Source organism: Streptomyces sp. H39-S7 (assembly GCF_027158205.1).
GTDB lineage: Bacteria > Actinomycetota > Actinomycetes > Streptomycetales > Streptomycetaceae > Actinacidiphila.
This window is the reverse complement of the sequence record NZ_JAPVLU010000032.1, coordinates 106,377-117,087: the sequence shown is the minus strand read 5'-3', so window position 1 is coordinate 117,087 and position 10,711 is coordinate 106,377. Positions and strand designations below refer to the sequence as shown.

The 10,711-nt window shown below is 69.0% G+C and carries 13 protein-coding genes; 12 read left to right on the top strand and 1 reads right to left on the bottom strand.

Going from position 1 to position 10,711, the window contains the following annotated elements; genetic code table 11:
* Positions 1 to 118 precede the first annotated feature (118 nt).
* From O3X23_RS28015 to O3X23_RS27960, 12 genes are all read left to right on the top strand, one after another.
* Positions 119 to 448 carry an RRQRL motif-containing zinc-binding protein gene (locus tag O3X23_RS28015; RefSeq protein WP_269274364.1) on the top strand — a complete coding sequence of 110 codons (330 nt, stop codon included), beginning with the start codon at positions 119 to 121 and terminating at the stop codon, positions 446 to 448.
* A 74-nt stretch (positions 449 to 522) separates the two neighbouring features.
* On the top strand, positions 523 to 2,691 hold the full coding sequence (locus tag O3X23_RS28010) for a cell division protein FtsK (RefSeq protein ID WP_269274358.1): 2,169 nt from the start codon (positions 523 to 525) through the stop codon (positions 2,689 to 2,691).
* A 140-nt stretch (positions 2,692 to 2,831) separates the two neighbouring features.
* Positions 2,832 to 3,134 carry a hypothetical protein gene (locus O3X23_RS28005; protein WP_269274357.1) on the top strand — a complete coding sequence of 101 codons (303 nt, stop codon included), beginning with the start codon at positions 2,832 to 2,834 and terminating at the stop codon, positions 3,132 to 3,134.
* Entirely contained in the window at positions 3,125 to 3,319 is a 195-nt protein-coding gene (locus tag O3X23_RS28000; protein ID WP_198357996.1) for a hypothetical protein, read from the top strand. Before O3X23_RS28005 ends, O3X23_RS28000 begins: the two co-directional genes overlap by 10 nt.
* 21 nt (positions 3,320 to 3,340) lie before the next feature.
* Positions 3,341 to 3,802, top strand: coding sequence for a hypothetical protein (locus tag O3X23_RS27995; protein WP_269274356.1), 462 nt, complete (start codon positions 3,341 to 3,343; stop codon positions 3,800 to 3,802).
* Positions 3,803 to 3,823: 21 nt separating this feature from the next.
* Complete coding sequence (locus O3X23_RS27990) at positions 3,824 to 4,135, top strand: hypothetical protein (protein WP_269274355.1); 312 nt, start codon at positions 3,824 to 3,826, stop codon at positions 4,133 to 4,135.
* A gap of 86 nt (positions 4,136 to 4,221) precedes the next feature.
* The gene (locus O3X23_RS27985; RefSeq protein WP_269274354.1) at positions 4,222 to 4,908 is read left to right on the top strand and encodes an SAM-dependent methyltransferase; all 687 of its coding nucleotides are present in this window, start codon (positions 4,222 to 4,224) and stop codon (positions 4,906 to 4,908) included.
* Positions 4,905 to 5,798 carry a bifunctional DNA primase/polymerase gene (locus tag O3X23_RS27980; protein WP_269274353.1) on the top strand — a complete coding sequence of 298 codons (894 nt, stop codon included), beginning with the start codon at positions 4,905 to 4,907 and terminating at the stop codon, positions 5,796 to 5,798. The genes O3X23_RS27985 and O3X23_RS27980 overlap by 4 nt, the downstream gene beginning before the upstream one ends.
* On the top strand, positions 5,795 to 6,175 hold the full coding sequence (locus O3X23_RS27975) for a hypothetical protein (RefSeq protein ID WP_269274352.1): 381 nt from the start codon (positions 5,795 to 5,797) through the stop codon (positions 6,173 to 6,175). The genes O3X23_RS27980 and O3X23_RS27975 overlap by 4 nt, the downstream gene beginning before the upstream one ends.
* Complete coding sequence (locus tag O3X23_RS27970; RefSeq protein ID WP_269274351.1) at positions 6,172 to 7,338, top strand: DUF3631 domain-containing protein; 1,167 nt, start codon at positions 6,172 to 6,174, stop codon at positions 7,336 to 7,338. The genes O3X23_RS27975 and O3X23_RS27970 overlap by 4 nt, the downstream gene beginning before the upstream one ends.
* Positions 7,339 to 7,524: 186 nt before the next feature.
* Positions 7,525 to 7,761, top strand: a complete 237-nt coding sequence (locus O3X23_RS27965) for a helix-turn-helix transcriptional regulator (RefSeq protein ID WP_269274350.1) — start codon at positions 7,525 to 7,527, stop codon at positions 7,759 to 7,761.
* Positions 7,762 to 7,833: 72 nt separating this feature from the next.
* Positions 7,834 to 9,099 (top strand): tyrosine-type recombinase/integrase, encoded by a 1,266-nt coding sequence (locus O3X23_RS27960; protein ID WP_269274349.1) that lies wholly within the window; start codon positions 7,834 to 7,836, stop codon positions 9,097 to 9,099.
* A gap of 75 nt (positions 9,100 to 9,174) precedes the next feature.
* Here the strand turns inward: O3X23_RS27960 and O3X23_RS27955 are convergent, their stop codons facing one another.
* The gene (locus O3X23_RS27955; protein WP_138353765.1) at positions 9,175 to 10,536 is read right to left on the bottom strand and encodes a glutamine synthetase family protein; all 1,362 of its coding nucleotides are present in this window, start codon (positions 10,534 to 10,536) and stop codon (positions 9,175 to 9,177) included.
* Positions 10,537 to 10,711 lie beyond the last annotated feature (175 nt).

The window sequence follows — 10,711 nt, the reverse complement described above, 5'->3', positions numbered from 1 at the left end:
AACGCTTCACGATCGACCCCACCCAGGCATAACAGCGGCAACCCGCCGCTTCACCCACCCCAACACCCCAACCAGCAGCGGGTTCGTGCTCAGACAGCTCTCAGAATCTGCGAACCCGCTGCTTTCGCGCCACGTGTGGCGCTGCGCCCCCGACGGCTTGGCGACGCGTCGCCAGTTACGGGCTTTGGGGCTGCGGCCGGGTGGTCAGGGCGTGCAGGCGGAAGTGTTCCGCCCGCGCTACCGGCGCGGCCCGCTGGTCGCCTACCTCTACCGCATCGACCTGGCCAAGCCGGTCCGACCGATGACCCCGGCCAAGTGGACGGCGCTTGCGCTGGCGAATACCGCCCGCCGTATCTGCCCCGTCTGCCACCGCGATGCGGGATACGTCATCCCCACGTCGCTCGGGTGCTGCGTGAGCTGCGCCTTTCCTGAACAGCACGTCGCTTGAACGGGGTCCGGTCTCTCCCGACCAAAGCAGTGACCGGACCCCGCCAACCCTCCCGTTTCTGGAAGGAAACTGCAGTGAATCACGACGACGAAAACGAACTGTTCAACCGCCTGGAAGACGATATGGCCGCCGATTCCGGCGGTGAGCTGGTGGACCTGGACAAAGCCCGCGCCGCCCGCGACGAGGGGGCCAAGGGTGCCCCGTCCCTGCTGGCCGACGAGGACGACGACACCGACGAGGGTCCGGCCGCCATGGTGGACACCGCCACCTCCGGCACCGTGCCCGACGACGCGCAACCGGCCGTGCGCCGGCCGGTCGTGCCCGGCTGGGCCAGGGACACCACGACGTTCAAGGCCGCTGTTGCCCGCACGGCGAACAACACCGCGTACGCGGCTGGGTTCCACGCTGTGCGCAGTCCGCTCTACGTGGCCCGGATCGCCGGACGTTCCCCGCGGGGAATGGTACGGCTGGTCGGAGGCGCGGGACGGTGGGCCACGGACGCGGAAGGCGCCCCGATGCGCGCCTACTCGGTGCGGCGCGAGGACGCTGAGCTGTACCTCAAGCTCTCCCGCAAGCGCGATGACCGGGTACGGGCCCGCTCCCTCCTGCTGGCCCTGACCACCGTGTTCGGACTGATCCTGGCGCTGGTGCTCTGGGTGGTCCTGTCGACCGCGCAGCTCGCGGCGGTCGGGTTTGGCGCTGTGCTGCTGCTCGGTCTCTACGGGCGCCAAGCGGATCAGCCGTTGATCACCCGGGCAGTGTCCAAGCACATCCTGCCGCGCCTGACCTCCGACCAGGTCGAACAGGCCCTGCTGTCGCTCGGTATCGGGGGGATGGGCCGTGGTGAGATCACGTTCCCGGATCCGATCCGGCAGGACGGGCCCGGGTGGCGGGCCACGGTGGATCTGCCGCGCGGGGTCACCGCGGGCGACATCATGGAGCGCCGCAAGCGCCTGGCGTCCGGGCTGCGGCGCCCGCTGGGCACCGTGTGGCCGGAGGGGGATGCGGACCTGCATGAGGGCCGGTTGGTGCTGTGGGTCGGTGACCGGGACATCGCCAAGCAGGGGCTGATCCCGTGGCCGCTGGCGGGCAAGGGCCGTCACGACATCTTCCGTAACCTGCCGTTCGGGGTGGACCCGCGCGGACGGGCGGTGTCGGTGCCGATCGTCCAGCACAACTACCTGTTCGGCTCCCAGCCCGGCCAGGGCAAGACCAGCTCGGTCCGGGTGTTGGTCTGCGGTGCGTCCCTGGATCCGTCGGTGGAACTGTGGCTGCACGAGAACAAGGGAACCGGCGACCTGGACACCCACGAACCGGTCTCGCACCGGTTCGTATCCGGCATCGACGACGAGTCCATCGCCTACGCCGCCGAATCCCTCGCCCTGCTGCGCAAAGAGGTCATGCGGCGCGGCGCGATCCTCAAGAAGCTGCCCCGCGACATCTGCCCCGACAAGCGCGTGACGCGGCAGATCGCGGACATGAAGATCGGCCTGCACGTGCTGCTCGCGATCTTCGATGAGTGCCAGAACCTGTTCGCGCACCCGAAGTACGGCAAGCAGGCCGGGGAGGATGCGGAGTTCATCATCAAGGTCGGCCGCGCCCTCGGTGTGGTGCTGGTGCTGGCTACGCAGCGCCCGGACAAGGACTCCCTGCCCACCGGCATCTCGGGCAACGTCTCCATCCGGTTCTGCCTCAAGGTCGCAGGTCAGGTCGAGAACGACATGATCCTGGGCACCAGCGCCTACAAGAACGGCGTGCGCGCCACCACCTTCCGCCCCGAGGTCGACGCCGGTATCGGCTACCTGGCCGGAGCACTGCACGTGCCGACCGTCGTGCGCACCGCCTACCTGGACACGCCGGCCGCCGAAGCGGTCGCGGTGCGCGCTCTGGCGATGCGCAAGGCGGCTGGGACCATCACCGGCCACGCCGCCGGGGAGAGCACCAGCAGCACGGACCCTGCCGCGCAGGCAGACAACCTGCTCGATGACCTGGTGGCGATCTGGCCGGCGGGCGAGAACAAGGTGTGGTCCGAGACGCTGACCGCCGCGCTCGCGCTGCTGCGCCCGGATGTCTACACCGGGTGGGGCCCGGATCAGTTGGTGATGGTCCTCAAGCCGCGCGGGATCCGCACCGTGCAGGTCGGCCGTCGCATTGACGGGAAGGTCGTCAACCGGCGCGGTGTGGAGCGGGACGCGATCCTCGCAGCGGTCACGGAGCGTGACCGAAACCGGGACGCCGGGTAGCCCCGTGGGCCGCTGGCGCTAGCGGTGACCCCTGCTAGCGCTAGCGGCCCCTGTTAGACCCCCATCCCAGCCCTGATCAGGACGCTAGTCGTTAGCGCCCTGACCTGGAGTTTGCCCGAAACCGGCCCAGGAGGCCCGTCATGGCCCTGCCCGCGCGCGCTATCGCCCTGATCCTGCTGTTCACCCTCGGTTACGTCGCCCTGTGTGCAGCCCAGCCGTTCGGCCGCTGCCGCAAGTGCGGCGGGCTGGGCTTCCAGCTCACCCACACCCGCAGCGGCAAGCCCAAGCGCGGCAAGCACTGCCGACGCTGCCACGGCCACGGCATCCGCATACGCACCGGCCGCCACCTGTTCAACGCCTTCACCCGCACCCGCCACACCGCCACCGACACACCCGCCCAGCCCGGCACCCCGACCCGAACGGAGTCCCGCCCGTGGTCGTAACCGTCTCCCTCGTCCTGCTCTTCGGCGCCCTGCTCGCCTTCCTGCTCAAAGTCGGCTCCATCAAAGCCGGGGTCTGCTTCGTCGCCGTGATGTTCGGGTTCCTCCTCGCCTCCACCGGAGCATCCGGACCCATCAACCACGCCATCGACGGCACCGCCCACACCATCGCCCAGTGGCACCCCTGACCCGGAAGGCATCAACTCACCATGCCTGACAACAGGTTCCACCCGGTCACCCGCGACGCGGCCGAAGCCATCATCCACACGCCGCAACTGCTCGCCCCGACGTACGCCGCCCCGCTCGTTCCGGCCCCCGGTCCGGTGCCCACTGTGCAGAGCGTGCAGCTCCCCGACGGGCGGATCGTCACCGGCTACGCCATCGCCCCGTCCACCCCGGCCGCGCCGCCGGTCGCCCGTCCGGCGATCAGCCGGACCGCCGTCAACCTCGCCCTTGGAGGGGTCGGCTTCGCCGCTGTGTGCGGCGGCCTGCTGATCCTGACCAGCTTCATCGCAGCTCTGGCCGCGTTCGTCCATCAGCTCATCATCCTGGCCGCTGTCATCTTCGGCGGCGCCATCGCTGTCCGCGTCCTCGGACCCGGCCACGGCACGGGCGGGACGGTCGTGAACATCGGCCGCGCCGTGTTCAAGCGCAACCACTTCCACCACTGACCAACCCGAAGGAGCCCCGCCATGGTCACCGACAACATCGCCGAGGACCCCGGGTCCGCGTACGCGCTCGCCCCCAGCATCATCCGCGAAATCACCTGGGTATTCGCCACCGCCCGGAACTTCGGCCGGCTTACCGACCCGCGCCAGTACTGGCTGCGCAAGGCGGCCGTCTTCGACCGCATCGCCCTCAGCGGGCAGTGCGTCGTCACGGACGCCAACGCGGCGGCCGAGGAAGCCGCCGGCCACCTGATTGAGCACGACCGGGCCGGAACCACCGACGGCCTGCGTGAGTACGTACGCCGCGAATACGCCCGCTGGTCCGCCACGCAGTAGCTGTGCCGAGGGCGGCCCCCGTCTCGCCAAAGTCACGGGCCGCCCTCGCATCCAGCGCACCATTTAGAGAACTGGAGACCTCCAGCATGACCCAATCCACCCTCATCCGGCGATCCCGCCGACCCCGGTTACTCGACGCGTACGGCTGCCAGGGCGGCGCCGGCAAGGGCTACGACGACGCCGGGTTCGCCGTGACCGGCATCGACCACCACCCGCAGCCCCGATACCCCTTCACCTGCATTCAGGGCGACGCGGTCGCCTTCATCCGCAAGCACGGGCACGAGTTCGACGCCATCCATGCGTCTCCGCCGTGCCAGCACGACAGCGACTGCCAGCGCATCCAGGGCCGCAACCACCCGGACCTGATCGCCCCCACCCGCGCCGCCCTGGAATCCACCGGGCGGCCGTGGGTCATGGAGAACGTCAAAGGCGCCCTCCCCAAGCTCCACCAGCCCGTCATGCTGTGCGGGGCTATGTTCGGGCTGGAGACCTACCGCCACCGGTACTTCGAAACCGGTGGCGGCTTCACCCTCACCGCACCCAACCACCCCGCCCACACCGCACCCCAGGCCAAGATGGGCCGCCCCGTCCCGCCCGGCTGGTTCGGTCAGTACGTCGGAAACTTCTCCGGCGTCGACCTGGCCCGCCGCGTCATGGGCGTGCCGTGGATGAACCGCGACGGCATCCGCGAATGCATCCCACCCGCCTACAGCGCATGGATCGGCACCCACTTCCTGACCAGCATCACGCCGGCGCTGGAGGTGGCGGCATGAACGAGCTGCTGAAAGCCGCCCTGGACGCCGCGGAATGGGGGTGGCCCGTCATCCCTCTGCGGGTCGGCGGCAAGCCGCCCGCCCTGCACGGTGAGACCTCTTGCGCCCGCACCGGCCCGTGCGTAGCCGGCCATCAAACGTGGGAGCAGCAGGCCACCACCGACCCGGACCGCATCAAGGTCGCGTGGGCGGTGCGGCCGTTCAACGTCGGCATCGCCACCGGCCCCGCCGGGCTGGTCGTGGTGGATCTCGACACGCTCAAGCCCAAGGACGAGAAGGGCACGCCTGACGGCGCGGAATCCTTTCTGGCGCTCTGCGAGCGCGCCGGGCAGGCCGTCCCCACCACCCGCCGCATCCGGACCGCGAGCGGCGGCCAGCACCTGTACTTCCAAGCCCCCGCCGGGTTGCGGTTGGGCAGCACCGCCGGCACCCTCGCACGCAAGGTCGACACCCGGGGGTGGGGCGGGCAAGTCGTCGCCCCCGGCAGCATCACCCCTGCGGGCCCGTACACGGTCCTGTGCGACGCTCCCGTTGCAAACCTGCCCCAATGGTTGCAAACCGCCCTGGCAGCCCCTCGGGGGCTTCCTATGGCCCCGTTCCGGCTCGCACCCGTCCGTAACGCCACGCGGTGCGCTGTCGTTGCGCTCGAACGGGAAGCTGCAGCCGTGGCCGGGCGCACCGCCATCGGGTCGCGCAATCGGGAGTTGCTGGACTCGGTCATCCGCATCGGCCGGTTCGTTGCCTGGCGCGACATCGACCGTGCCGAGGTAGAGGCGGCTTTTCAGGCGGCGGGCGAGGCGGCGGGACTCACCGCTGCCGAGTGCAGGGCCACCATCGCCAGCGCTCTGAACTACTCGCTGCGCACCGTCCGACCCCGGCAGGCGGCATGACCGCCCCCGGACCCCGCCCCGACCTGAAAAGCCTCACCACCGCCCCCGACCAGCCCGACCCCGCCCAACCGGGCGACGGTTCCTCCGGCAGTGGTGCGCTGAAGGTCGTCGCCGAAGGCGTCCGCACTGCTGTTGTCCCCGGCCCGCGCACCGGCCGGGACCCTCGCCGGCGGGTGGTGGCTGTGCTGCACATCATCGCGCCGCCGTACTGGAAGGCCGTTCCGTCCGGGCGTTCGTGGTGCGAGTGCGGATATCAGCGACAGGCCATCGGGCGCGCCAACACCGAACAACTGATCCTCGCCCACAAGCGGCACCAAGCCGCATGCCCCCTCATCAACCCCCAAGCCGTTGACTCGGATGCGAGGGACGCCGCATGACCAGCACACAACCCACCACCGGCACCATCGACGGTGCGGCTCTGCTCAACGAGGTAGAAGCCTTCCACCGGCGCTTCAACATCTTCCCCACCGAATCGGCATACGTCGCCGTGGCCCTGTGGGACGCTCACGCGCACCTGCTGGACTGCTTCGACTCCACCCCGCGTATCGCCTTCCTTTCCCCCGAACCGGGGTCCGGGAAGTCGCGGGCGCTGGAGATCGTCGAAACGCTCGTGCCGCGTCCCATGGTCGCGGTGAACGCCTCCGCCGCCGCCCTGTTCCGGGCGGTGTCCGGACCGGACGGGCGGCCCACCATCCTGTTCGACGAGATCGACACCGTCTTCGGCCCCAAGGCTGGTGACAACGAGGAGTTGCGCGGATTCCTCAACGCTGGCCACCGGCGGACCGGGGTCACCTACCGGTGTGTCGGCGACAGTCAGACCGTCACGCCGTTCCCGTCCTATACGGCCGTGGCGGTCGCGGGGCTGGGCTCGTTGCCGGACACGATCCTGGACCGCTCGGTCATCATCCGCATGCGCCGGCGGGCCAGGAACGAAAAGGTCGAGCCCTTCCGCGCCCGCCTGCACGAGCAGGAAGGCCACGCGCTGCGAGACCGCCTCGCCGACTGGGCGGAACAGGCACGCGGTTGGGTCATGGGGGCTTGGCCCGAGATGCCCGACGGGGTCAGCGACCGGCCCGCCGACGTGTGGGAAGGGTTGCTGGCCATCGCGGACGCCGCAGGAGGCGACTGGCCCGAACGCGCCCGCGAAGCCTGCGTGATCCTCGTCAAAGCCTCGCAGGCCAACGACAAAGGCAGTCTGGGCATTCGCTTGCTCACCGATCTGCGGGACCACGTCCTGATCGGCATTGACCGCCTGCCCACCATCGCCATTCTCGACCGGCTCAACGCCCTCGATGACGCCCCCTGGGCGGACCTTCACGGCAAGCCGCTCGACAACCGGCGGCTGTCGAAAATGCTCGGTGAATACATGACCGCCGACAACGACCCCGTCGCCTCCCGCAACATCCGCACCAGCGGCGGCGTCCTCAAAGGCTTCTTCGCCAAAGACCTGGAAGACGCCTGGACCCGCTACTGCCCTCCCCCCACAGCCGCTACATCCGCTACGCCGCTACATCCCAGGTCAGAGCCCCTGAATCTGTAGCGGCAACAACCGATGTAGCGGCTACGCCCCCGCACCCGCGAACGGGCGTAGCCGCTACATCGGACCCGTCCGCTACAAAAATCATGCCGCTGACCTGCAATGTAGCGGCGTAGCGGATGTAGCGGACCTGAGAGAGGGGCCCCGGCCCCTGCCCAGAAGCGGACCCGGCCCGAGGAGAGACCGCTCATGGCAAGGCCCAAGATCAGCGATCCGCGCACCACCCTGCGCTCCGGGCTTCCGGACCGCTACCTCACCCCCGAAGACCTCTTGGAACTGTTCGACCTCGACAGCGCAGAGACCCTCTACACCTGGCGCAAGACGGGTACCGGCCCGCCCGGATTCCGGGTCGGCAGACACCTGCGCTGGGACCCCGCAGTCGTCCAAGCGTGGGTCGCCCAGCAGAGCGCCACAGACGCCGCCTGACCCCACCCCAAACGTCAGGGGCACAACCGCACCGGTCGTGCCCCTGACCCGTCACGCCCCAAGGAGCCTTACGTGGCTGGCCACATCCAAGACCGCTGGTACAAAACCGAGAAGGACGCGGACGGGGTCCCCCGACGCGTCAAGAGCGACCGTTTCGGCATCGGGCTCCGCTACCGGGCCCGGTACGTCGGTCCGGACGGGACCGAGAAGAGTCAGTCCTTCCCCGACAAGCAGAAGCGTCAGGCGGAGCAGTGGCTTGCGCGGATTGAGGCAGACATGTCGCGCGGCCAGTACATCGACCCTGCCGCCGGCAGAACCACCTTCCAGCAATACGGAGAGAAGTGGATCGCGTCGCAGGCCACGGATATGAGCACGCGGACGGTGGTGGAAGTACAACTTCGCCTGCATGCCTTCCCGTACATCGGGTCACGCCCGCTCGGCTCCTTCCTGCCGGAGCACATCCGGGAGTGGCTGAGCAGGCTGGAGAGCGCACTCCCCGTCGCTTCCTACCGCCGTGTCATCTTCAGCAGCGTCTCGGCTGTGCTCTCCGCGGCCGTGGATGACGGACACCTGCCCAAGAATCCGTGCCGTGCGAAATCTGTGCGGGCACCGCAATCAACCGCCGCACGGGTGACCCCGTGGGCCGCCGATCGGCTGTTCGCTGTTCGCGCCGGATTGCCGGACCGCTTTCAGGCGATGGCGGACCTTGGGGGCGGGTGTGGACTGCGGCAGGGGGAAATCTTCGGGCTGCCGATCGACGCAGTCGGATTCCGCACGGGATGGCTGCACGTGGGCTACCAGGTGAAGCTGATCAACGGAAAGTTGGTGTTCGCGCCGCCCAAGCGCGGCAAGGAACGTGACGTGCCTCTGCCCGAGCGTGTGGGGCAGGTGCTCAAAGCTCACGCCAGGCGCTTCCCGCCCGTTGCGGTCACGCTCCCCTGGCTCACGCCGGACGGACCGCCTCTGACCAAGCGGCTCCTGTTCTCCAGGACGGACGGGGGCGCGGTCCGGCGGAACGACTTCAACACCCGGATGTGGAAACCCGCCCTCGTCTCCGCAGGGGTCATCCCGGTACCGAAGAGGGGCGAGACACACGAAGCCGCCCGCGAGCACGGCATGCACGCTCTCAGGCACTTCTACGCGTCGGTTCTGCTGGACGCCGGCGAGAACGTGAAGGCGCTCAGCCACTACCTCGGACACAGCGATCCGGGGTTCACGCTCCGGGTCTACACGCACCTGATGCCCAGCAGCGAGGGGCGGACCCGGAAGGCCGTCGACAGCGTCTATGAAGCCACCGGATCCGTGCCGGACGGCCCAGAGACGGCCCAGGGGGTGTGAGACAACTCCGGGCCAGCGGCAGAGTGCCACTGGCCCGGTCGTCGTTACGGCGCAGAAGACCGCCCTGACCTGCTCTTACAGGTTCGGCAGGTTCTTCCGCAGCTCGAAGGCGGTGACCTCGGAGCGGTACTCCTCCCACTCCTGCTTCTTGTTGCGCAGGAAGAAGTCGAAGACGTGCTCGCCGAGGGTCTCCGCGACGAGTTCGCTGCGCTCCATCAGCGTGATGGCCTCGCCCAGGTTCTGCGGGAGGGGCTCGATGCCCAGGGCGCGGCGTTCGGCGTCGGAGAGGGCCCAGACGTCGTCGTCGGCGCCGGGCGGGAGCTCGTAGCCCTCCTGGATGCCCTTCAGGCCGGCGGCGAGCAGCACCGCGTAGGCGAGGTAGGGGTTGGCGCCGGAGTCGATGGAGCGGACCTCGACGCGGGTGGAGCCGGTCTTGCCGGGCTTGTACATCGGGACGCGGATGAGCGCGGACCGGTTGTTGTGGCCCCAGCAGATGTAGGAGGGGGCCTCGCCGCCGGCGCCCGCGGTGCGCTGCGAGCCGCCCCAGATGCGCTTGTAGGAGTTCACCCACTGGTTGGTGACGGCGGAGATCTCGCCGGCGTGCTTGAGCAGGCCCGCGATGAAGGAGCGGCCGACCTTCGAGAGCTGGAACTCCGAGCCGGACTCGTAGAACGCGTTGCGGTCCCCCTCGAAGAGGGAGAGGTGGGTGTGCATGCCCGAGCCGGGGAAGTCCGAGAACGGCTTCGGCATAAAGGTCGCGTGCACGCCCTGCTCCAGCGCGACCTGCTTCATCACCAGCCGGAACGTCATGACGTTGTCGGCGGTGGACAGCGCGTCGGCGTAGCGGAGGTCGATCTCCTGCTGGCCGGGCGCGCCCTCGTGGTGGGAGAACTCCACCGAGATGCCCATCGACTCCAGCATGGTGATCGCCTGGCGGCGGAAGTCCATGCCGACGTTCTGCGGGGTGTGGTCGAAGTAGCCGGAGTTGTCGGCGGGGGTGGGGATGCTGCCGTCGAGCGGCTTGTCCTTGAGCAGGAAGAACTCGATCTCGGGGTGGGTGTAGAAGGTGAACCCGAGGTCGGAGGTCTTGGCCAGCGCGCGCTTGAGGACGTAGCGCGGGTCGGCGTACGAGGGCGAGCCGTCCGGCATGAGGATGTCGCAGAACATCCGGGCGGTCCCGGGGCCCTCGGCGCGCCACGGGAGGATCTGGAACGTGCTGGGGTCGGGCTTGGCGATCATGTCCGACTCGTAGACCCGGGCGAAGCCCTCGATCGCCGAACCGTCGAACCCGATGCCCTCGTCGAAGGCCTGCTCCAGTTCGGCGGGGGCGACGGCGACCGACTTCAGGTAGCCGAGCACGTCCGTGAACCACAGCCGCACGAAGCGGATGTCGCGCTCTTCGAGCGTACGGAGCACGAACTCCTGCTGCTTATCCATTTCCACCCATCCTCGCTGATCAGGCTGCCTGCTCCCGCGCCGCGGGGCACATCGGGGCACATGAGCATCCCACCACACGGTTTCCGGCACGTTTCGGACCTCGTCCGAACACACATGAGCCGGTGGGGGCGTACTCCTGTGCCCATAGTGCCTGCTGTTCCGCGCCCTGCGTAAC